We start from the raw sequence: 21,587 nt of genomic DNA, 5'->3' as shown, positions 1-21,587 counted from the left end.
TCGCCAATCAACAGGAAAAAACAGGAAAAACAATGACCGATACCGCCACCGCCACCAATCCTGCCGAATACCTCGCCTTCACCCTGGGCAGGGAAGAATACGGCATCGACATCCAGAAAGTCAGCGAAATCCGCAACTATGAAAACCCGACGCGGCTCGCCAGCGCACCGGACTTCGTCAAGGGCGTGATCAACCTTCGCGGCACCATTGTGCCGATCGTGGACATGCGCATCCGCTTCGCCCTGGGCACGCCGGAGTACGGCCCGTTCACCGTCGTCATCATCCTGAACATCGGCAACCGCACGGTCGGCATGGTGGTCGACGCGGTGTCCGACGTGACGACGCTGGCACCGGAGCAGATCAAGCCGGCGCCGGACCTGGGCTCCACGCTGAATACCGAGCATATCGTCGGCCTGGGCACCGTGGATGAACGGATGCTGATCCTCGTCGACATCGACCGCATGATGTCGAGCGAGGAAATGGGCCTGGTCGAACGCATGGCCGCCTGAGCGGAGAGACCATGAATATCCTGCGCAACCTTCCCATCGGTAAACGCCTTGGACTGGGCTTTGCCGTCACGATCGCCCTGGCGATCGTCATCGCCGCCATCGCGCTGTGGCGGCTCAACGACGTGGCCCGCGCCACGCACGAAATGATGGCTTCGCCGCTGGCGAAGGAGCGCATGATCAGCGACTGGTACAGCAATATCGACAGTGCCATCCGCCGCACGTCGGCGATCGCCAAGTCCACCGACACGTCGCTGGCCGCCTACTTTGCCGACGAGAGCAAGCGTTCGTCGGCATCGTCGTCGGAGCTGCAGAAGAATATCGAGGTGCTGCTCGTCACGGACGAGGAAAAGGCGCTGTTCGCAAAGATCATGGCGCAGCGCAAGATCTACCTCAGCTCGCGCGACGAGGTCGCCAAACTGAAGGCGGCCGGGCAGGTGGACGAGGCGGCGCGCGTGTTCGATTCGGTGTTCGTGCCGGGCGCCGCCACCTACCAGCAACTGGTGAAGGACCTGCTCAAGCTCGAGCGCATCCGCATCGACCAGACGGCGGCCGATATCGCCGGCATCAATGAACGCAGCCGCACGCTGGTGATTGCCCTGGCGCTGGCCGCGCTGGCATTCGGTTCCGCCAGCGCCTGGTGGCTCACGGTAGGCATCACGCGCCCGCTGCGCCAGGCCGTCGACGCGGCGACACGGGTCGCTTCCGGCGACCTGACGGGCCGCATCGACGCCACCGGTAGCGACGAAACGGGCACGCTGCTGCGCGCGCTGGCCGACATGAACCAGTCGCTGTTCAACATCGTCACCGAGGTACGCGGCGGCACCGAGAACATCAAGGTCGCTTCCGCCGAGATCGCCACCGGCAACCACGACCTGTCGGCCCGCACCGAGCAGCAGGCGGGCGCGCTGGAAGAAACCGCGTCGACCATGGAGCAGCTGACGTCCACGGTGCGCACCAATGCCGACAACGCGCGCCAGGCCAACAGCATGGCCGCTGCCGCGGCAAGCGCCGCGGCGAAGGGCGGCGATGTGGTGCAGCAGGTGGTGGGGCGGATGAATTCGATCGATGCGTCGTCGAAGAAGATCGTCGACATCATCGGCACGATCGACGGGATCGCCTTCCAGACCAATATCCTGGCGCTGAACGCGGCGGTGGAAGCGGCGCGCGCGGGCGAACAGGGGCGCGGCTTCGCGGTGGTGGCCGGCGAGGTGCGCAACCTGGCGCAGCGCAGCGCCACGGCGGCGCGCGAGATCAAGGAACTGATCGGCGCCTCGGTTGCCGAAGTGGCGGAAGGCAGCCGCCTCGTCGCGCAGGCCGGCACCACGATGGACGAGATCACGGCCAGCGTGCGGCGCGTCTCCGACGTGATCGGCGAGATCGCCGCCGCCGGCGTCGAGCAGAGCACCGGCATCGAGGAAGTCAACGGGGCGATCGTGCAGATGGATGCGGTAACGCAGCAGAACGCCGCGCTGGTCGAGGAATCGGCCGCCGCCGCGGAATCGATGCAGCGGCAGGCCAGCGCGCTTGCCGAGGTGGTCGGCGTGTTCCGGACCGGCCAGGGGCCAGCCGTGGCGGCGCAGCCGAAGGCGCTTGCCAGGCCGGCACTGGCCGCGCGCAAGCCGGCCCCGGCGAAGACCTCCGGCGGCGACTGGGAAGAGTTCTAAGCCGTCATCCGCCCGCCGCCGCGCGCTGCGACAGCGCGTCGGCGGCGCCATTGCGGTGGCGCGGCACCCAGCGCAGCGCCATCCCCTCCAGCCTTGCCATCAGCGCGACGGCGCGGGCGCGGTGTTCTTCCAGGCCCTTGGCGCCCGGCACCCCGCTCATCAGCACATCCTGCACCACCACCTGGCTGTCGCCATACACGGCCAGCTCGCATGCTCCCGCCGCCACGGCCGCTTCCAGCAGCGCGATCAGCGCCAGGTATTCGGCATCGCCGCTGGTGCCGGTGCCGGCCGGCCGGCTGATCTCGATCCGTTCGCCGGCTGGCCCCAGCAACAGCGCGCCGATGCCGATCCGGCCGGGGTTGGGCGTGGCCGAGCCGTCGAACCAGCCGCGCCATGCGGACGGGGAGGACGGCACCGGGCGGCGCGCCAGCCTTTCGGCGGCGGCGCGGGCCTGGGCCAGGGCGCGGGGAGTGGACGGCGTGGCGGTCATCGGGTTGCGGGAAAAAGCGGCGATTCTACCGTGGCGGGAGCGCCGGATAAAAGAATGCCATCCGGAGGGTAATGCTGTTAAGTTAAGACCACCCAGAGGCAGATTCGGGGGCAGACCCGGCGGGTCTGACCCCGGCCCTTCGCTTTTGGAGTGAATGCATGCGCTTTCATTGTGCTGGATGACGATTCACCAGACAGCATTACACTCCGGTGCGGTGGCACATTCTATTGTGCTGATCAACGGCGGTAGGGATTTTCCGGCCGGTGATCGTAGCGGTTCGGCACGCCGTCGCCATCGCGGTCGCGGTCGTGGCGGTTCGGGATGCCATCGCGGTCCTGGTCGCGGCGCGGCGCGTGGCCGTAATAGGTGTGGCCGTGGCGATGGTCGCGGTCATAGCCGCGGTGGTAGTCCCGGTCGTAGCCGCGGTCCCGGTAGCCACGGTTGTAGTGATTCGGGTCGCGGTCAGCCCAGTTCGGCTTGCCGTCGCCGTCGCGGTCGCGGTCGAAGCGGTTCGCCACGCCGTCGCGATCGAGGTCGCCGCGCGGGCCATGGCGGTTCCAGCGCGCCTGCTCGTAGCGCCAGCCGCCGCCGTATTCCACCCAGCGCGGCGCCGCATAGGCGTAGCCGGGGCGTTCCGCCAGCCATTGGCCGCTGACCCACACATGGCGATGGCCATTCCAGTCCCAGTAGCCGGGCGCCCAGACATGACCGTGGCGCGGCGGCGGCTGCGCTTCCCAGCGCAGCGGCGGAGGCGCCGAGCCGATGACGATGCTGACCCCTTGCGCCATTGCCTGGGTCGGCGCGAACGCGGCGGCGCCGATGGCGATGGCGGCTGCAGCGATGAATGAAGTCTTGATCATGGTGTTTCTCCGCATGGTATTGGTGGTCTTTCCGGCGGAAGCGCCTGGCGCCCCGTTGAAAACACTATAGCGCGCACGCTTTCCGCCACGAAAAGCGATTTCAGTTTCTTACAAATGGCGCAGGGTTTGCTACCGCATGTTTCACCCTTGTATCAGCGATGTAACGGTGCGTGTTAAAGGGGTGTTTCCGCCTCCCTCGGCTAGCGGCAGGCATGGCCCAACTGTTAACCGAATTCGTCGAACGACGCCACCGCGCCTGGCGGCGCGGCAGGAACCTGGCCGGGCCGCGCACGGTGCCGTGGGTGCCGCTCGCCGCGGCGGCCTGCGTGCTGCTGGGGGGAACGCTGCTGGGCGTGAATGCGCTGCGCCTTCGAGACGCCGCGCCGGCTGCCGCGGCCGATACCGATGCGCTGCGTGCGGACCGGCTGCAGCCGGTCGTGCCGGGCGCCCGGTTCACCGTGGACGAAACGCCGGGCGTGGCGATGCTGCCGCAGCCCGGCGGCGCCATCGTCGTGGCCAGCCGGATGCGGTCATCGACGCCGCAACGGATCGACCTATGCCGCCAGATGGCCGACCCGTCCGGTCGGCTGCTGCCGCTGCGGCTGGGCCAGCGCTTCGCCGATGTCGAAGCGGCGGTGCGGGGTGCCGGGGGCACGGCCGGGATGCGCGGCGCGCTGCTGGTGGCGGACGCGTCGCACGCGACGGCCGCGATGCCGCGGCTGCGCCTCGCCGGCCAGGCCGGCCTGCCGCTGCAGCTGACATGGCGCGGCGCGGCGGCGCGCTGGCTGGGCAACGGCGGCGAAGGCATCGTGCGCGGCGCGGCCGGCCGGGTAACATTGCGCGACGAAGGGTGGCTGGCATGGGAAGGCGGCGCGTTGCACCTGGTGCGCCGCCCGGCCGCCGCCTGCCCGAGGGCAGGTGAACTGGTGGCGCGCCTGTACCAGCCCGATGCCGCGCAGCGTGGCAGGGCCCAGGTCACCGCGTTCGCGGCGGGCGGCGCCAGTGCGACGGCATGGCTGGCGCCGGGCGAGCATGTGCTGGCCGCGGCCGCGGCGCCGGCGCTGGAAGACGAAACCCTGTTCGCGGCCTTGCAGGAGCGCGGCCTGGTGCGGCTGGCGGACGATGGCGCCATCGTGCTGGCACCGCGGGATCTGGCGGCATGGCGCGCCGCGCCGGCCCACCAGCGCGCGGCCGACCTGGGCGCCTGGCGCCACGTCCACGTCGACGACGCTGCCGCCGCACTGCTGCGCCGCCTGTACCGCCAGGCCGACGGCAGCTACGTGCGCCAGCAGGTGGCGCTGTACAACAGCGAGCGCGCGCTGCTGGCATGGCGCGTGCGGACTGGCGATGCCTCGCGCTGGCAAGCCGACGGCCCGGTGACGGCGGCCATGGCGCCCCAGGCGGCGCGCCTGTTCGCCGCGCTGCCGCAGGGCTGGCAACCCTGGACGCGACTCGCGTCGCTCGCATCGACTGCCCCGGTTGCCCGCCTGTCGCTCGATCTTCCACGTCCCGCCACGGGCGGCGAAGCGCTGGCGCTGCTGCTGGCCGGGCGCGTGCTGCGGGTCGACGGCGCGACAATGGCCTCGCGCGCCGCGTGCGACGGGCGCGCCTGCACCGCGCCGGACGATGTCAGCCGGCTGGACCTGCGCGCGTTGCCCGGCGCGCGCCGCATCGTGCTGACGGTGGCGCCGCTCGATGCCCGTGCGCTGGAGCGGCCGGGCGAGCGCCAGTACCGGCACCTGCGCGTGGTGGCGAACCGGATCGTCTGGCAGCCCCTCGCCACGCCGGCGCCGCAGGTGCGTTCCGGCCAGGGCGGCGGCCATGGCGCCGGCCCGGTACTGCTGGCGGACCGCAACGGCACGCCGCTGTGGGCTGATGGCGCGACCACTGGCGCCGCCGACCGGGCCGGGCTGGCACCGCTGCTGGGCCTCGCGCCGGAACACGACGCCGGCATCGCAGGCATGCTGGCGCGGACCGGTGCGGGCGGCGCCCGTGCGCGCCTGTCGATCGACCTGCCGCTGCAGGCGCTGGCGCAGCGCGTGCTCGACTGCGTGGCGCTGCGGCGCGGCCGCTGGACGGGCGAGCGCTGCACCGGTGCCACCGCGCCGCCGCCGCAACGCCGGGCCGGTTTCGTCGTGCTCGATGCCGAGAATGGCGACATCCTGGCCGCGGCCGGTGCCGGCCAGCCTTCCGTGGATGCCGGCAACTGGCTCGAAGCGCGCGCGCTGGACCGCGCCAATCCGGCCGGCAGCCCGCTGCGCCTGCCGGCGCTGCAGCACGATGGCGGTGCCCACCACAGTCCCGGCTCCACCTTCAAGGTCATCAGCGCGCTGGGCCTGGAACTGGCCGCGCGCGGCGAAGGCGGGCAGGCGCGCCAGCTGGACGCGTTGCTGGGCGGCCCGCCGCTGCCGGCCATCAACGCCCTGGCGCGCGAACGGGGCTTCGACTTCGCCACGGGTGCGCCCACCTATCCGGCCAGTGCGCGCGGCGCTCACGTGACCAACTACCGCGAGCAGGGCATCGACGGCCGCGCGCGCGAAGGGCGGCTCGGCCTGGCGCAGGCATTGACGTACAGCCTGAATACCTGGTTCGCCTGGGCCGGCGAGTTGTCGGACCGCACGCTGGGTGGCCGCGCCGAGGGCGGCATGCCGGATGCGCAGCCGCTCGAAGCGGGAGCGCTCGATGGCGCCCGCCCGATCCTGGCCGCGGCGCGCCGGCTCGGCTTCGACCGCCCGCTGCGGCTCGACGGCGGGCTGCTGCCGCCCGCGTTCCGGTGGAACGACTACGATGCGCTGCAAGCCACGCCCGCGCGCATCGATCCCGTGCACACCCGCCACGAGCTGCGCCAGATGAGCATCGGCCTGCGCATGCAGGCCACGCCGCTGCAGATGGCGCTGGCCGCCGCGGCGATCGGGCAGGGCGCCACCGTTACGCCGCGCCTGCTGCTGGAACTCGATGGCCGTCCGGCCGCCAACCCCGCGCCGGAAAAACTGGACGTGCGCCTCGACCGCATCCGCGCCGGCATGAAGGGCGTGATCGATGCCGGCACGGCGGCGGGCGCGTTCCACGCCCTGCCGCGCGGCGTGCGGGCCGGCCTGCATGGCAAGACCGGCACCGCGCCGACCAGCGATAGCGGCGCCACCGTCTGGTTTACCGCCTGGCTGGAGCCGGGCAGCCTGCCGGGCCAGCGCCACCGGCTGGCGTTCGCCGTCCACGCCAGCCATTCGGATGGCACCGGCGGCGACCATGCGGCACCCGCCGTGGCGGCGGTGCTGGCCGCGCTGGCCGGCCAGGGGCGCGGCAATAACACTGAACAACAGGGTAAATGACGCGTTCCACGCGCGAATGGGCGGCACCCGGCCATGGCATGATGCAGGCTGTCGTTTCCATTTCCTTTCCTATTTCTAATCTCATGAGGCTGCCAGGAACGCGCTACCAGGAACCCGGCTGGGAAGCGGTGAGGAAGCTGCTCGGCCAGGTATCGCTCGCCGCCTTCCGGCACTGCGACCTGGCGCAACTGGCCGATCCGGCGCGGCAGGCGGCCATGCTGGACTGGTACACGGACGCCGTGGCGGCCGGCCTGCGCAGCGCCAGCCGGTCGCCGCGCGGCACCGCACCCGGCAACAGCTATGGCGACAGCGCCGGCGACCTGGCGCTGGCCCTGCTGTTCGAACTGCAGGCGCAGCCCGCGTACTTCGCCGCCTTCGCCACCGCGCTCGGCGCCGCGATTCCTGCAACAACGCCGGCCGGGCAGGCCGATGACGGGCCGGCGTGGCAGCACGCGGCCGGCGAAGCGCTGTTGCGCAAGAAGGTCAACGACATGTTCGCCACGCTGCGCGACAAGGTCGACGCCGACCATTACCAGGCCGCCACCGGCCAGCCCTGTACGCCGAACCGCATCTACACGTACCGCATGCTGGACATGGCGTATGCGGCGATCGCCCAGGTGTTCGCCGGCTGGCCCGGCACCGCGCAGCAGGTGGCGGCGATCCTCGGCCGGGAGGCGGAAGGCATGCCGATCGAGGTGCGCCGGATGAAGTCGATCGCGCAGTGCCAGGCGGCGTGGGTCATCAACTGGAGCGCGACGCTGGAACGCTTCACCGGCTCGCCCGGCCCCCTGCACACGAAGTCGAAGCGTTTCGCCAGCCTGCGCAACAGCGCGGACAAGATCGGCGCCATGCTGGCCGAGATCGGCGACTACGAGGAGCTGTCCGCCAACCGCGACGACGATGGCTGGCGCCGCGACGGCGACGACGCCGCCGCCTGGCTGGACGAGCTCGATCGTGTCGCCGCCGCGGCCTGCCCGCACGGCGAGGCCGATCGCATCCTGGCGCCGATGGACGCGGACGACGAGTCCGGGGACGAACAGCCAGCCGTTTCCACTGCCCCCGGCTATGATGGCATGCCTGGCCACGCGGCCGCGCTGGCGGCATTGAACGACGAAGCCCTGCCGGTGCGGCTGGCGGTCTACCTGAAACTGCTGGGTCCCGCGGACGACAGCTATCCCGACGACTGGCGCGATGCCGGAACGGGCGAACTGCCCACGCTGCAGCGGCTGGCGGAGCGGGGCGGCATGTCCGTGCCCACGCTGCGCAAGCGGCGCAACGCGGTCCTCGAACGCCTCACCGGCCTGACTGGAGAACACCATGAACCTTGATGCCCGGCTGCGCGAGCGGCTGCTGCTGGCCCGCGCGGTCCCCGGCGACCGGCTCCTGCTGGCCGACGCCACGCTGCTGGCGGCGCTGGACGGCACGCGGCCCCTCAGCCCCGGCGAACTGGCCGCGCTGAAGGATTCGCCGGCCACCTTGCGCCGCTTCCGCCACCTGGCCCTGGCACGGCGGCGCGGCGCCTGGCAATCGTCCACCGGCATGCTGCGCGCGGCCGACAGTGGCGGCCTGCCGGCGCTGGCGACCGACGACGGCCTGTGGACGCTGCATTTCCTCGACGGGGAGAGTGGCTGGCGGGTGGTGCTGGCGCTCGATGCGGCGGCGCCGGTGGCCGCCGGCCTGCTGCGCGAGCGCACCTTGCTGCGCGTGACCGACGGCGCCGGCGCGACCCTGCTGCAGGGCCGCCTCGACGCCGATGGCGAATGCGAACAGGCCTGGCCCTTCGCCGCGCCGCCGGGCGAGCACCTGCAGCGCCATGGCGCCACGTTCGCCGTGACGGCACTGGCCGCGCCATGAACGAACGCCGCGAACCGTCGCTGGATGGGTACCCTGGCGACGATCGGGGCGAGGATCACGGCGCCGGCACGCCGGTCGCGGCGCGTTGCGACACCTTGCCGGCGCCGCCTGGCACTACCGTTGTCCTGTTCGGCGCGGATGGCCAGGCGCGCCGGCCGGCCCCCTCCGCGGGCAAGGCCCCGTTTGCCGGCAAGGGCGAAACGGCATGGTGGTTCGCGCCCGGCCCGCACACCGTCGCGCTGGTGCCGTTCGCCGGCGCGCCCGAACTGGGCCTGCGGCTGGCCTTCGTCATCGACACCGCCGATCCCCGGCTGGCGCGCCAGCGCTTCGACCTCTTCCTGTTCAGCGAGGTGGCGGGGCAGGCCGGCAGCCTGTCGCTGGCCGATCTCGCCGGGCGCCTGGAAGCGGCGCTGCGTGCCGCGCTGGCGGGCGGTACGCTCGACCTGCCTCCCTGCACGTCGCTGGAGGAATGGCAGGCATTTCGCGCCGGCCTGGACGAGCTGCTGTACATGCGCTTCGGGCTCACCGTCGACGATTGCGTGCCCGTCGAGCTGGACGACGTGGATTTCGCCGGGGTGCTGCGCCGCCGTGCCGCCGCGCTGGCGCTGGGGGCGGATGAACCGGTGCCGCGATCCGAGCCGGTCGCCGCGCCTGCAGCCAAACCAGGAGCGCCGGTGGCCGGTCCGGACGATGCCGCCGCGCTGCGCCGCCTGTTCCTGGAGCTGCCCGAAGCGTCGCGCGTGCTGCGGCTGCTGCCGGCACCGGCGTTCGCGGCGCGGCAGGCGCAGCTCCAGCGGCTCGCGCTGGCCGCGCTGGACGTGAACACGATGCCGGCGCTGGCGTGGGCGGCACCGGGCCGGCGCCGCGCCTTCGATGAGCAGCGCAAGCTGGCCGACGCGAGTGCGCAGGCCGTGCGCGCGCTCGATGAGCTGTGGAGTGCCTTGGCGCAGATGAAGGTGGCGGCAGGCGGCGATGATGAGCTGGACCGCATCGTCGCGAACTGCGAATGCCACCTTGCCGCGCGCCGCGGCAACGCCGGCGGCGCATCCAGTCGATCCGACGCCGAGAGTCGCCATCCATGAACCTGCAAGCATCGAACTCCCCCGCCATCTGCCGCACCATGCTGCGCGACGGCCGCGTGCTGTCGGTGGCGGCCACGGTGCGGCCTCGTGCCAACCGGGCCGATGTCAAGTGCGTGGTGCCGGGCGCGCCCGCGCTGGCCGAGCGGATCGTCGAAGTGGTGCGGCTGGCACGGCTTACCGAAGCGCGCCTGGACAGCCGCGTGCAGCTGGTGCTCGGCTTCGACGCCGCCCCGCAGGACGGCGAGCGCAACTGGGAACTGGCGGCCGTGCTGGCGGACCGGATGGCGCGCGGCGCGTGGCAGCCGCCGCACGGCACGGCGGACCTGATCGCGCTCGGCTGGTCGGATGCCTGGCAGCTGGGCCGCGTCGATGGCTACGACGCGCCGCCCGCGCTGCCGGAGGCGCTGTCGCCCGGCACCGAACTGCTGCTCGGCGGTGCCGGCCTGCCGCACCTGGGCGCCTTGACCGGGCACGCCGATCCGGGCGCATCGGTGTCGTCAGTCCGCACCTGGTTCCCGCTGCACAGCGGCGGCATCAACGACACGCTGGCGTGGGTGGAAGTCAGCGTCAGCCCGCTGGCCGCTGCGGGCGTCGATGCCGCTGGCGAGGAAGAGGACACGATCGCCGTGCCGGGTGTCGATGCCGCCGCGCAGCTGGCGGTGCGCCAGGCGCTCGCGGGAGCCCGGCATGGCGACGCCCGCGGCCTGGGGCGCTGGCGCACGGTCGTGCGGTTCAGCGAACCGCGCTTTACCGGCGCCTCGTACCAGTTCGCGCTGGTGATGGCCGACCGGCTGGCGCGGGGCCGCGAGTTCGTGCCGCGCGGCCGGCTGATCGCCACCGGGACCTCGGCGGCCTGGCATGCCGGCCTGGTCGACACGGTGGCTGGTGCCGAAGCGAAACTGGCGCTGATCCTTGCCGAGGCGGCGGCTGGCGACCGGGTGCTGCTGCCGGGGGCCTGGCGCGATGCCTTGCCGCCGGGCTGGCGCGAGGCGCTGCGGGCGAAGGGCGCCTCGTGCGCCTGCGTCGACCGTATCGGGTTGATCTGATGGATTCGATTGGATCGACAAGGGCCATGAGAATCGACAATGGTGGCGTGCCTGTTAAAATCGGCGGGGGCGCATGGTGAAACTGGGAGGGACTGACATGTTCAAGATGTTCGGTATCGGCGGTGTCAAATGCCCGCGCTGTGGACAACGCAACGGGGCGGCCGGCTACTGCGAGGCATGCGGCCTGTCGCAGGGTGCGCCGCGCAGCGAGCCGGTGCTGCTGGATAACCGCTGGGTACCCGCCGCCGACGAGCTGGCGGTCTATTTCGGCGTGCGCGAACTGTCCGGCATCTTCACGAAGACGCTGCGCGTGCCGCCCACCACCCGCGCCTACATCCTGCAAGGCACGACCGCCACCGAAGTGCCGCAGGGCGAGTACGAGCTGGAAGGTTTTTTCCAGCGCCTCAACAACCTGCTGCGCGACCAGCACGCCGAAATCCTCATCACCCGCACGCTGCCGCTGCCGGTGACATTCGACCTGGCCGACCTGGAAACCGCCGAGCACCTGAAGGTCAGCGCCAGTTTCACGGTGGGGATCAAGGTGGAACACGTGGCCGCGTTCGCCCAGCATTTCATGACGGCGCCGGGCACCGTCACCACGAAACACCTGCGCGAGCTGCTGCAGCAATCCGTGTGGCAGATCGCCGCGGAATTCATCGGCGCGCGGTCCATCCGCGAAATGCACGCCAACCCCGACCTGCGCCAGCAGCTCGACGAGCGGCTGCAATCGGCACTGAAGCTGCGCCTCGCGGAGTTCGGACTCGCCGCCGTTCAGGTGGAAACGCTGCAGCTGCGCCACGACAAATACGATGCCAACCGCGAACGCGTGGGCAGCCTGTGGCTGGTGGCCGACGAGCGCCACGTGCAGCTGGAACACGCCCGGCACCTCGACGAACTGTATGGCGAGGAAGAATGGCTGGCGCTGGCGCGCGTGGAACAGCAGGCCCGCAACGATTACCGCCGCGCCGAGCTGCAGCAGGATGCGGCGGTCGACAAGGCCGAGCTGTCGCTGCGCGAGAACGAGCGGATGCAGGCGATCCGGGCGCGCGAGATCGACCTGTATGCGCGCATCGTCGAATCGCGCACGCGCAAGGCGGCGGTCGAGCGGGGCGCCGGTGCCGCGGCGGCCGAGCTGGAACATGAGCTAGCGAAGCTGGCAAGCCAGCAGGCGGGTGCAGCGGCGGACTGGGAACATGTGCGCCAGCTGGCGCAGTTCCGCATGCGCACCGAACTCGAGGTGGCCCAGCAGGAAGCGGTGGAGCAGCGCGCGCTGGCCCGGCAGCGCTTCGCGCACCAGCTGCACGTGCAGCAGATCCGCAACCGCATGGACCAGGCGCTGGCGATCGAGGACGAAGCGGCGCGCCGCGCCGAGTCGCAGCGGCTGCAGCAGGCGCACCTGGCGGCCCAGCGCCGCGAAGCCGAGATCGAGGCGGAACACCACCGGGGCCGGTTGCAGGCGGCGGAGCTGGCCAACCTGGCGCGCCGGCGCGAGGCCGAGCGCATCCGAGATTGGGAAGAAGAGCTGCACGTGGCGAAGCGCCGCGACCTGTCGCGCGGCGAAGCCGTGAAGGACGCATCGTCGCAGGTGGACGTGGCGGGCATCACGGCGCGGCTCGACGAGCTGCGGCGCAGCGGCGCCAGCGCCGAGTCGCTGGCCCAGCATGAAAAGCTGCTGCGCACCATCGAGGCGGACGGCATCGCCCAGCGCCAGGCCAGTGCCATCGCGCACGAAGCGGAAGAAAACCGCCTGGCCCTGAAGCTGCGCGAGCATGAGGCGCAGTGGCAGCAGGAGCTGCGCCGCATGGAACTGGAGCGCGAGGAACGCTATGCGCGGGCCCGCAGCGCCTATGAAACGCTGGTGGCGCAGCAAAACCATGCCGCCGAGCTGGCGCGCATCGAGATCGAGCGCATCGGCACGATCGGCAACCTGTCCGACACGGGCAAGGTGGCGCTGGCGCCGACCGCCAACGCGCAGGCGCTGGCCCAGCTGCTGAAAGTGCGCACCCAGTCGGAAATGGGTGCCGACCAGCTGCAGGCGCTGGCGCTGGTGGTGGGCGCGGAAAACAGCGTCACCCCGCTGGAGGCGATGCGCATGGCCCAGCAGGCCCTGGCCGATGAACGGATCCAGGCCGATGCCCGGCAGGACAAGGACCGCCAGCACCAGCTCGAGCTGCTGAAATTGCAGAACGCCACGCACGCCAATGCGCTGGCATCGCAGATGCAGCTCGGCGTCGGCGTGGCGCAGGCCGGCGCGCCGGTGCACCACCATCACGCGCCGGCACAGCAGGGCGCCGCCGCGTGCGTCAATGGCCACCCGATTCCGGCCGAGCGGGCCGATGCGAAATTCTGTGCGGAATGCGGCGTGCCGCTGCGGCGCTGAGGGAACGGCAGCATATCGATGCAGACGGCAAGGGACAAGATCCGTGAATTGCGCGCCCTCCACGACGACGGGCTGCTGTCGGCGGACGAATTCGAGCGGCGCAAGAACGCGATCCTGGACGCCGAGTACACGCCCGGCGGCACGGCGCCGCCGCCGGCCCGGCAGGGCACCGAACTGGGGCTGATGGCCGGCCAGGAAATCGGTCCGCAGCACCGCCGCTACCGGCTGGAACGCCTGATCGGCATGGGCGGCATGGGCCAGGTGTGGCAAGCCACCGACCTGGCCACCCACGCCGAACTGGGGCACAGCGAGCAGGTGGCCGTCAAGATCCTGCCGCCGCAGCTGACGCAAAGCCCGGTACATGCGCGCCTGCTGGTCGAGGAAGCGACCCAGGCGCGCCGGCTTGCCCACGACAATATCGTGCGCGTCTACGAATGGGCGCAGGATCCGGCCACGGCGAGCTACTTCATCATCATGGAATGCCTCGACGGGCAAGACCTCGATGCGTGGCTGGCCAGCCACGGCCCGGTGCCGTTCGGCGAGGTGGAGCGCATCCTGCGGCCGGTGGCCAGCGCGCTGCAATACGCGTGGGAGCGGCACCGCCTGGTGCACCGCGACCTCAAGCCGGGCAATGTGTTCCTCACCGCGCAGGGCGACATCAAGCTGCTCGACTTCGGCATCGCCGCTCGCTCGCGCGACGCCACGGCCGGCCTGCCGCAAGTGCCCAACGCCGGCACGGCCGGGTATCGCGCGCCGGAGATCGGTACCGAACAGGGCCGGCCCGCGCCGGGGCTCGATGTCTACGCGGTGGCCGTGATGATCTACCAGATGCTGGCCGGCGCCATGCCGTTCGACGAAAGCCGCTCCGCCCAGGTGCAGGTGGCGCCGCCGCCGGGCCTCAATGACGCGCAATGGAACGTGCTGCGGAAGGGTTTCGCGTTCGACCACGAGGAACGCTTCGACAGCGTGACCGCGCTGCTCGACGCGCTGCGGCGTGCCGCCGGGCCGTCGCCGGAAGAGCTGGCGGCCCAGGCGGCAGCGGCGCAACTGGCCGCGGAACGGCGCGAGCACGAACGCCAGCGCGCACAGTTGAAGGAAGCCCAGGAGCGCCTGCATGCCGAACAGCGCGCGATGGAACAGGCGCGCGCCGCCGAGGCGGAAGCGCAGCGCCGGCAGGAGCAGCAGCGCGATGTCGAGCTGGCGGCGCGGCGCCGCGCCGAGGCGCAGGCGGCCGCGGTGAAGAAGCTGCGCGAGGAACAGGCCCGCCGCGAGCTGGAAAAGCAGCGCCGCCTGGAAGCGGAAGCGGCGGCGCAGGCGCGCAAGGAACAGCTGCGCCAGCAATTGCTGGCACGGCGCGAAGCCGATGCGGCCAAGGCGCGCGCCATCGAGGAAGAGAAGCAGCGCAAGGCGGCGCTGCTGAAGGCGCAGGCGGCGTACAGGGCCGAACAGGAACGTGCACGGCGCGACCAGGCGGCCCGCCACGCGGCCGAGCTGGCGGCGCTGATGCCCACCGCGGCCAGCCCGGTGGCCGATGCCAGCGGCGTGCTGCGCGACCGCTTCCTGGACGGTACCGCCGTCGGCCCGGACCTGGTGCTGATCCCCACCGGCCGCTTCCAGATGGGCGGCACCGAACATGAGCACGCGCTGGCGCGCAAGGCCGGCTCCCAGCCTTCCTGGCTGGCGCGCGAGCTGCCCGCGCACTGGGTCGCCATCGAACGCTCGTTCGCCCTGGGGCGCTATCCGGTCACGGTGGGCGAGTGGCGCCGCTTCGTGCGCGCCACGGCGTGGGAATCCCGGCTGGACGTCGACTGGAGCCGGCCCGGTTTCGAGCAGGATGACTGGCACCCGGTCGTCAATGTCAGCTGGCACGATGCCCAGCAGTACGTGCGCTGGCTGTCGGTGATGACCGGCGCCCTGTACCGCCTGCCCAGCGAGGCCGAGTGGGAATACGCGTGCCGCGCCGGCACCCGCACGGCGTTCGCGTTCGGCGACGAGATCGGCACCGACTACGCGAACTACGACGGCCATTTCACCTACGGCGACGGGGTGCGCGGCGAGTTCCGCGGCGGCACCACCAAGGTCGGCAGTTTCCAGCCGAACGGCTGGGGCCTGTACGACATGCACGGCAATGTCTGGGAATGGACGCAGGACGAGGCGCACGACAACTACGAGGGCGCCCCGCTCGACGGCGGCGCCTGGGAAGATGGTAGTGCCTCCGGCGGCGACCCGGACCGGCGGATGGTGCGCGGCGGCGCCTGGCTGTATCCGCCCCGCTATGTGCGTTCGGCCGCGCGCAACGGGTTTTCCGCGCTGCTGTCCAACGACGTGGTGGGCTTCCGGGTGGCGCGCCGGCTGGGGTGAGGGCACGGGATGATCGGAACAGCCGCATTTCTCCAGCGAGATCGCACTGCTGGACAACTTCGCGGCGGCCTGGCTGGAATCGGCGAAGACTCTCCATTCCGGGAGTAGGCACGCCCGGCGGACTTCTGTAAATTCCGTTAAGCTTGTGCCACCATGGCTTGACCACTTTGCAAGGAAACCCGATGCCCGTTACCGTCCGCCGCGATTCGACCCAGCCGATGCGCCATATCGTCCATGTGCGCAACCACCTGATCCCGGCGGACGTGTCGCCGGAAGAAGGCGGCGCCGATGCCGGCCCGTCGCCGCACGACCTGTACGACGCGGCGCTGTCGTCCTGCAAGGCCCTCACGGTGCTGTGGTACGCCAAGCGCAAGAACATCCCGGTCGACGACATCCAGGTCACCACCACGCGCGACGACAGTGAAGAGCGAAAAGGCGTGTACCGCCTGGCCGTCACGCTGCACCTGGCCGGCGACCTGTCCGAGGCGCAGCGCGCCGAGCTGCTGTCCGTCGCGGAAAAGTGCCCGGTACACAAGCTGATGACGGCCGTGGCCACCGAAGTCACCACCACGCTGGAGCCGGCATGAATATCGCGCACCTGATCAAGGGCCACGACAAGGACCTGGGCGGCGGCTTCATCGTGCGCCGCTACCTGCCATCGGTGATCAAGCAGGCCGTCGGCCCGTTCATCTTCTTCGATCACTTCGGCCCGCTGGACGTGCCGCTCGACGCCAACCACGACGTGCGGCCGCACCCGCATATCGGGCTGGCCACCGTCACGTACCTGTTCGAGGGCGCGATGGACCACCGTGACAGCATCGGCACGTACCAGCGCATCGAGCCCGGCGCGATCAACTGGATGACGGCCGGCCGCGGCATCGTGCATTCCGAGCGGGCGCCCGTCGACCTGAAAGGCCACCCGCACCGCATGCACGGCCTGCAGCTGTGGGCCGCGCTGCCGAAGGCGAACGAGGAAGACGAGCCGAATTTCTCGCACACGCCGGCGTCCGACATTCCCGAGCTCACCATCGATGGCGCCGCGGTGCGTGTGCTGATCGGCTCCGCCTTCGGCTGCACGTCGCCGGTACCGACCTACATGGAAACGCTGTACCTGGACGTGGTGCTGGAGCAGGGCGGCGAGCTGGTGCTGCATGCCTTGCCGGCCGAGGCGGCGATCTATCCGGTGCAGGGCAGCGTGGAAGTGGATGGCATCGCGGTGGCCGCGAACGCGATGGCGCTGCTCGACACGTCGACCGCGCCACGCGTCACGGCCACGGCCGATGCCCGCTTCGTCGTCATCGGCGGCGCGCCGCTGGACGGGCACCGCTTCATGTTCTGGAATTTCGTGTCGTCGTCGAAGGAGCGGCTGTCGCAGGCGGCGGAAGACTGGGAAGCGGACCGGTTCCCGCAGGTGCCCGGCGAAAGCGAACGGATACCGCTGCCGAACCGGCCGAAGCCGCAGGGCACCTACCTGTAACGCATAGGCCGGCAGCGCATCGCCATCGACGATTCCTCATCGACGATTCTTTACTACGGGAGGCTCCAATGATCATCGCCATGACCGCATTCAAGCTGCCGCAACCGATCACCACGAAAGAGGCGCGCCGCGTCTTCCTGGGCACGGCGCCCACCTACCAGGGCGTGCCCGGGCTGTTCAAGAAGCACTACGTCTTGTCGGAGGATGGCGGCACCGCCGGCGGCGTGTACCTGTGGAACTCGCGCGAGGAAGCCGAGGCGCTGTACACGAACGCATGGCGCGCCTTCGTCGCCGAAAAATACGGTACCGAGCCCACGGTGACATTCTTCGACAGTCCGGTGACCGTCGATAATCTCGCGCAGCAGGTGCTGGCCGACGAGGCGTGACCAGGCGCTGTGCAACGCCCGAGGTGCGTGTAGACAAACAATACAGTTTGCCACAAGTTTCCCTGTGAGGCAGACCGTTTTCGGCAGGTTCTTCGCGCAATAATGTTCGCCACAAATGCTCGGAGAACCCTTCCATATCTGTGGCTGCAACAATAAAGGGATGCCACAGCCTGCTAGGCATATGCGTTGCGCGACAGTCTGTTTCGGCCCTAAAGCGGACTTTTGACTCTATCATTATGTATGAGTGAACAGCGACGCCCTGCGAATTCAAGATTGCACGGTGGTCGTGCCGGCAATCGCCAGTGCGAGCTGAGGCATAGCAGCTGATCGTCAGAAGGAGGCTCGTTTCATGCCCAAGGGTTTTCTCGATCGCGTCAATGTAAGCACCGTGGCGATCAATGGGATAAGCGGGCTAGGCCTCGCGCTTCTGGCGCTCTACGCACCGCTTGAAAAGCTCAAGCTGCCGCAGCCCTACACAAGCTACGTTCTTGGGGCCATCGCTGTTGTCTTCGTCTTCATCGTCCTTCGTGCGGCGATCATTGCAGTTCCCGTGCGCTCGGTTCTTCGCGATCCAGACGCGTTCGTCCTGCGTAGGGAATCGCCGGAGCACCTAGTTGGCCGAACGGAGGACATCAAGCACCTGGAAGACAAGCTCAATGAGGTCTCGCTGCTTTTTGTTGTGGGTGAGTCCGGAGTCGGCAAGTCGGCACTCCTCCGCGCGGGACTGGCGCCGAAACTCAAGGCCGGGCATCGCTACCTGCCCGTTTACATCGAATCGGTCGCGGGGAGCGATTGGGCAGAGGGTCCTTGGCGCGCTGTCCTCCCGGCCTTTCGCGCTGCGCTCAGTGATAAAGCGGCTCCTCCCAGCCGCAAGCCGTTTGCAGAAGCGTTCGGCGAACTGCTTGAAGCAGCACGTAAGGCTGGACGTGTGCCAGTTCTCATTCTCGATCAGTTCGATGATTATCAGTTGCGTCATCGCGCACTGTTCATCCGCGCTGGCACATGGCTAAGGCCAGCCGAACTTGTGGCTGAAAATCCCTTCTGGGCCGTACTTCGTGCTGCTCTGGAAGGGAGCCAATTGCAGTTGGTGATCGCAACGCGGGACAACATGGCCTTGGGGTTGGAAGCCGTGCGCTTCATCGACCCTCTCCCATACCCCGTCGACAAAGTCGCGCCGCAATACCTCAGAGACCTGATCGAGCGCCTGTCCGGAACTTCCAGTGGAGCCAGCGGTGCGATCGACGCGCCGCTGGCGACTTGGCCGGATCTCCGCACGCGACTGATCGATGATCTGGTGAGCGGCGGCGCCATCCTGCCACAGCAACTAAAGGTCGCTCTGCTCGGCCTTCAAGGGTTGCCGCGTCAGCAGTTGACAACCGCGGCTTTCGTGGCTGTAGGAGGGGTACGCGGACTTGAAGCAAACTGGATTGAAATGCAGATCGGTCGGACCGTGCGCAGGAGTAAGCTTTCGAGCTCGGACATTCTCCACCTTCTTGTCGCGCTCTGCGAGCCGGATGCGGTGGCCAAGACGAGGGACCTTTCACTCCGCGCATTGTGCGAACTGGCGGGTTTGACTGATCAAGCTGCAGTCGAGACTGCGCTAACGGCGCTTGAGGAGGGCGAAGTCGTCCGCCGGCTCGCCCGTGTGGACTTGAACGAATCATTGTGGCGGCTCGATCACGACTATATCGCCGGCGTCGTCGACCTTGCCAACCGACGTGCTAACCGCTGGGAGTTGACTTTGGCCGAAGGGCGCAAGACGCTCGCAGCTGCTTCGGGCGTGGTGCAAAAATGGGAAGCGCTGCTTCCATTGAAGACGCAGATTCAATTTTTCCTGGACCGCGCCAAGAGCCGCTTCCACTATAGCAGTAGCCGTGCTTATGCGCTTATCAGTCTCGCGCGATTCGCACCCGTCATGCTCGCAGTTCTGCTGGTCGCGCTTGGCTACCACTCGATCCAAACGAACACTAGGAATCGTGAACTGGCCGCGCGCGTTTCAGCAGGCTTTGATACCGAAGAAAGATTGTCCGAGAAGGAAATCAAGAATCTTTCTGATCTCTCCCTCTCTAATATGTCGGTCGCCCGCGGCGTGATCAAGCTGATGCTCGACGATTCCAATCTGGCTGACAATTTTGTTACGCACCGGCGGGCAGTAATGGCGGCGCTGGATCTCGCGGCTGAAGGCGATTGGGCCGCCCTGTCAGAGACTGCCGAGCGTTTCGCTGAGAAAGCAAGGGGATCCGAAGAGATTCCCAAAATCTACGTCGCTGCCATGCTGCTCGATCGGGCGGATCGTACTTCCAAGGCCACCACCCTCCTTATTAATGCGATGGTAACGCACAAGAACGACACCGATGCGCTTGCCAGGCTTGCCGACGGCCTTGGTAGCATCGGGTCGCGGGTACCGCAAGAGAAAGCCGGCCTGGCAGCCAACCACGTCGTCGCGGCAATGGAGGCGAACAAGGATAACGTCGAAGTGCTTTTCTCGCTTATTGGTGGCCTTGCTGCCATTGCCGATCGGGTGCCGCAGAAGACAGTCGGCTTGGCGGCAACCTTCCTTGTTGCGTCGGCATTAAAGCCGGAAGAGTATGAAGCCTATTCGCTCTTTCGGATGGCCGATGCTGTGGATGCCATCGCGGATCGGATACCGCAGGAGACAGCTGGCCATTTGGCCGCCCGCCTTGTCGCGGCGATGGAGGCGAACAAGGATGGCTTGCGTTCGGATTCCGGGCATTCCGCTGCTTTGGGTGTCATTGCGGATCGGATATCGCAGGAGTCAGCCGGCCATTTGGCCACCCGACTTGTTACGGCGATGGTGGCGAACAAGGGTGATGAGGATGTGTTTTCCCAGTTTGCCGATGGTCTGCGTGTCATCGTTGATAGGGTGCCGCAGGAAACAGCCCACCAGTTGGCCGACCGCATCGTCGCGGCGATGAAGACGAACAAGGATGACGACCGTGCACTTCCCCTGCTTGCCAGTGGTCTGGGTCACATCGGGGACCGCGTGCCGCAGAAGACAGCTGGCTTGGCGGTCTCCCTCGTTGTCGCCGCAATGGAGGCGAACAAGGGTAGTCCCTTTAAGCTTTCCCGGCTTGCCGGGGGTCTGGGTGCCATCGGGAAGCATGTGCCGGAGGGGAAAGCCGGCCAAGCGGCCACTTTCCTCATCGCGGCGATGAAGGCAAATATGCATAAACCCCGCGAACTTTTTTTAGTTCCCGGTGGTCTGCATTCCATCGGGAATCGGATGCCACAGGAGACAGCCGACCTGGCCGCCACCGCCGTTGTTGCTGCTATGCAGGCTTATAACGGGCATGTTGATGCGCTCTGCTACCTTTACGACGGTTTGGGTGCCATTTGGAATCGGGTGCCGCAGGAGACAGCCGACTTGGCAGTCACCCTCCTTGTTGCGGCGATGCAGGCGAACAAGAGTGACGTACAGTCGCTTTCCGCGCTTGCATATGCTTTGGGTGCCGGCGCGGATCGAGTGCCGCGGGAGAAAGCTGGCTTGGTGGCCACCCTCCTTGTCGCGGGGATCGAGACGAATAAGAGTAGAGCAGTAGGCTTAGCCAATGGTTTGCGTGCCATTGCGCATCGGGTGCCGGAGAAGACAGCCGGCCAGTTGGCCACCCGCCTCATTACGGGGATGGAGGCGAGGAAGGATGACGCCGATGCGCTTTCCGAGCTTGCCGCTGGTCTGGCCGCCATCGAGGATCAGGTGCCGAAAGTCGACGCTCAGCGTCTTTCCAGTCGATTGGACACGCTTCTTCCGCAGTGCGAAACGGTAAGCAAGTGCCACGTGACGAGAATTGGCCTCCACGGCATCCTTTCCAGGGAACGCGCAATCCAATTGGCCTTTCTCGCGGCGCGAGACCCACTCGTCGACGACTGGTCATCGACGATTATTCAAAGGATCGGCCACCTAACCGGGTCCGAGTTCAAGGAAACAGAGGATTGGGACGCAGCCGAGGCGTGGCTTCGAAAACATCGTGCTGCGGCCGGGGTTGATGATGCGAGTATCCGCAAGGAACTTCGTGACCTGATGCGAAAGCGTCAGGCGATTTCTAACGCGAAAGCAACAAGTGAGGCTACCCGCCTTTGAAGCGAACCCCTAGAGCGCAGCGTGAGCGTACGCCTCAAGGTCGACCTTGG

At 68.6% G+C, this 21,587-nt stretch carries 15 protein-coding genes; 13 read left to right on the top strand and 2 right to left on the bottom strand.

Annotated features, from left to right (window positions below):
• Positions 1-32: 32 nt before the first annotated feature.
• Positions 33-509, top strand: a complete 477-nt coding sequence (locus EYF70_RS15455; RefSeq protein WP_131146212.1) for a chemotaxis protein CheW — start codon at positions 33-35, stop codon at positions 507-509.
• An 11-nt stretch (positions 510-520) separates the two neighbouring features.
• On the top strand, positions 521-2,173 hold the full coding sequence (locus EYF70_RS15450; RefSeq protein ID WP_131146211.1) for a methyl-accepting chemotaxis protein: 1,653 nt from the start codon (positions 521-523) through the stop codon (positions 2,171-2,173).
• A gap of 4 nt (positions 2,174-2,177) precedes the next feature.
• On the opposite strand, the gene EYF70_RS15445 is transcribed toward EYF70_RS15450, so the two are convergent.
• Together EYF70_RS15445 and EYF70_RS15440 are read right to left on the bottom strand one after the other, a co-directional pair.
• On the bottom strand, positions 2,178-2,663 hold the full coding sequence (locus EYF70_RS15445; RefSeq protein WP_131146210.1) for a ribonuclease HI family protein: 486 nt from the start codon (positions 2,661-2,663) through the stop codon (positions 2,178-2,180).
• A gap of 236 nt (positions 2,664-2,899) precedes the next feature.
• Positions 2,900-3,523: a YXWGXW repeat-containing protein gene (locus EYF70_RS15440; RefSeq protein WP_229420400.1), complete on the bottom strand. Its 624-nt coding sequence runs from the start codon at positions 3,521-3,523 to the stop codon at positions 2,900-2,902.
• 212 nt (positions 3,524-3,735) lie between these two features.
• On the opposite strand from EYF70_RS15440, the gene EYF70_RS15435 reads away from it, so the two are divergent.
• From EYF70_RS15435 to EYF70_RS15385, 11 genes are all read left to right on the top strand, one after another.
• The gene (locus tag EYF70_RS15435) at positions 3,736-6,852 is read left to right on the top strand and encodes a penicillin-binding transpeptidase domain-containing protein (protein ID WP_131146208.1); all 3,117 of its coding nucleotides are present in this window, start codon (positions 3,736-3,738) and stop codon (positions 6,850-6,852) included.
• An 83-nt stretch (positions 6,853-6,935) separates the two neighbouring features.
• Complete coding sequence (locus EYF70_RS15430; protein WP_131146207.1) at positions 6,936-8,180, top strand: hypothetical protein; 1,245 nt, start codon at positions 6,936-6,938, stop codon at positions 8,178-8,180.
• Entirely contained in the window at positions 8,170-8,706 is a 537-nt protein-coding gene (locus EYF70_RS15425; protein WP_131146206.1) for a hypothetical protein, read from the top strand. Before EYF70_RS15430 ends, EYF70_RS15425 begins: the two co-directional genes overlap by 11 nt.
• Positions 8,703-9,788 (top strand): hypothetical protein, encoded by a 1,086-nt coding sequence (locus tag EYF70_RS15420; protein WP_131146205.1) that lies wholly within the window; start codon positions 8,703-8,705, stop codon positions 9,786-9,788. Before EYF70_RS15425 ends, EYF70_RS15420 begins: the two co-directional genes overlap by 4 nt.
• On the top strand, positions 9,785-10,834 hold the full coding sequence (locus EYF70_RS15415; protein WP_131146204.1) for a hypothetical protein: 1,050 nt from the start codon (positions 9,785-9,787) through the stop codon (positions 10,832-10,834). Before EYF70_RS15420 ends, EYF70_RS15415 begins: the two co-directional genes overlap by 4 nt.
• 97 nt (positions 10,835-10,931) lie before the next feature.
• The gene (locus tag EYF70_RS15410; RefSeq protein ID WP_131146203.1) at positions 10,932-13,214 is read left to right on the top strand and encodes a coiled-coil domain-containing protein; all 2,283 of its coding nucleotides are present in this window, start codon (positions 10,932-10,934) and stop codon (positions 13,212-13,214) included.
• 18 nt (positions 13,215-13,232) lie between these two features.
• The gene (locus tag EYF70_RS15405; protein ID WP_131146202.1) at positions 13,233-15,575 is read left to right on the top strand and encodes an SUMF1/EgtB/PvdO family nonheme iron enzyme; all 2,343 of its coding nucleotides are present in this window, start codon (positions 13,233-13,235) and stop codon (positions 15,573-15,575) included.
• Positions 15,576-15,757: 182 nt separating this feature from the next.
• Positions 15,758-16,162, top strand: coding sequence for an OsmC family protein (locus EYF70_RS15400; protein WP_131146201.1), 405 nt, complete (start codon positions 15,758-15,760; stop codon positions 16,160-16,162).
• Positions 16,159-17,052 (top strand): pirin family protein, encoded by an 894-nt coding sequence (locus tag EYF70_RS15395; RefSeq protein ID WP_131146200.1) that lies wholly within the window; start codon positions 16,159-16,161, stop codon positions 17,050-17,052. Before EYF70_RS15400 ends, EYF70_RS15395 begins: the two co-directional genes overlap by 4 nt.
• Positions 17,053-17,120: 68 nt before the next feature.
• Positions 17,121-17,438, top strand: coding sequence for a YdhR family protein (locus EYF70_RS15390; protein ID WP_131146199.1), 318 nt, complete (start codon positions 17,121-17,123; stop codon positions 17,436-17,438).
• Positions 17,439-17,787: 349 nt separating this feature from the next.
• Positions 17,788-21,537 carry an ATP-binding protein gene (locus tag EYF70_RS15385; protein ID WP_131146198.1) on the top strand — a complete coding sequence of 1,250 codons (3,750 nt, stop codon included), beginning with the start codon at positions 17,788-17,790 and terminating at the stop codon, positions 21,535-21,537.
• Positions 21,538-21,587: the final 50 nt, after the last annotated feature.

This window comes from Pseudoduganella albidiflava, assembly GCF_004322755.1.
GTDB classification, from domain to species: Bacteria; Pseudomonadota; Gammaproteobacteria; order Burkholderiales; family Burkholderiaceae_D; genus Rugamonas; species Rugamonas albidiflava.
The sequence above is the reverse complement of the archived record's forward strand: the minus strand, read 5'-3'. Positions and strand labels throughout refer to the sequence as shown.

Coding starts and splice junctions, on each gene's coding strand:
- EYF70_RS15455 (WP_131146212.1), top strand. CDS start 33: ATGACCGATACCGCCACCGCCACCAATCCTGCCGAATACCTCGCCTTC.
- EYF70_RS15450 (WP_131146211.1), top strand. CDS start 521: ATGAATATCCTGCGCAACCTTCCCATCGGTAAACGCCTTGGACTGGGC.
- EYF70_RS15445 (WP_131146210.1), bottom strand. CDS start 2,663: ATGACCGCCACGCCGTCCACTCCCCGCGCCCTGGCCCAGGCCCGCGCC.
- EYF70_RS15440 (WP_229420400.1), bottom strand. CDS start 3,523: ATGATCAAGACTTCATTCATCGCTGCAGCCGCCATCGCCATCGGCGCC.
- EYF70_RS15435 (WP_131146208.1), top strand. CDS start 3,736: ATGGCCCAACTGTTAACCGAATTCGTCGAACGACGCCACCGCGCCTGG.
- EYF70_RS15430 (WP_131146207.1), top strand. CDS start 6,936: ATGAGGCTGCCAGGAACGCGCTACCAGGAACCCGGCTGGGAAGCGGTG.
- EYF70_RS15425 (WP_131146206.1), top strand. CDS start 8,170: ATGAACCTTGATGCCCGGCTGCGCGAGCGGCTGCTGCTGGCCCGCGCG.
- EYF70_RS15420 (WP_131146205.1), top strand. CDS start 8,703: ATGAACGAACGCCGCGAACCGTCGCTGGATGGGTACCCTGGCGACGAT.
- EYF70_RS15415 (WP_131146204.1), top strand. CDS start 9,785: ATGAACCTGCAAGCATCGAACTCCCCCGCCATCTGCCGCACCATGCTG.
- EYF70_RS15410 (WP_131146203.1), top strand. CDS start 10,932: ATGTTCAAGATGTTCGGTATCGGCGGTGTCAAATGCCCGCGCTGTGGA.
- EYF70_RS15405 (WP_131146202.1), top strand. CDS start 13,233: ATGCAGACGGCAAGGGACAAGATCCGTGAATTGCGCGCCCTCCACGAC.
- EYF70_RS15400 (WP_131146201.1), top strand. CDS start 15,758: ATGCCCGTTACCGTCCGCCGCGATTCGACCCAGCCGATGCGCCATATC.
- EYF70_RS15395 (WP_131146200.1), top strand. CDS start 16,159: ATGAATATCGCGCACCTGATCAAGGGCCACGACAAGGACCTGGGCGGC.
- EYF70_RS15390 (WP_131146199.1), top strand. CDS start 17,121: ATGATCATCGCCATGACCGCATTCAAGCTGCCGCAACCGATCACCACG.
- EYF70_RS15385 (WP_131146198.1), top strand. CDS start 17,788: ATGCCCAAGGGTTTTCTCGATCGCGTCAATGTAAGCACCGTGGCGATC.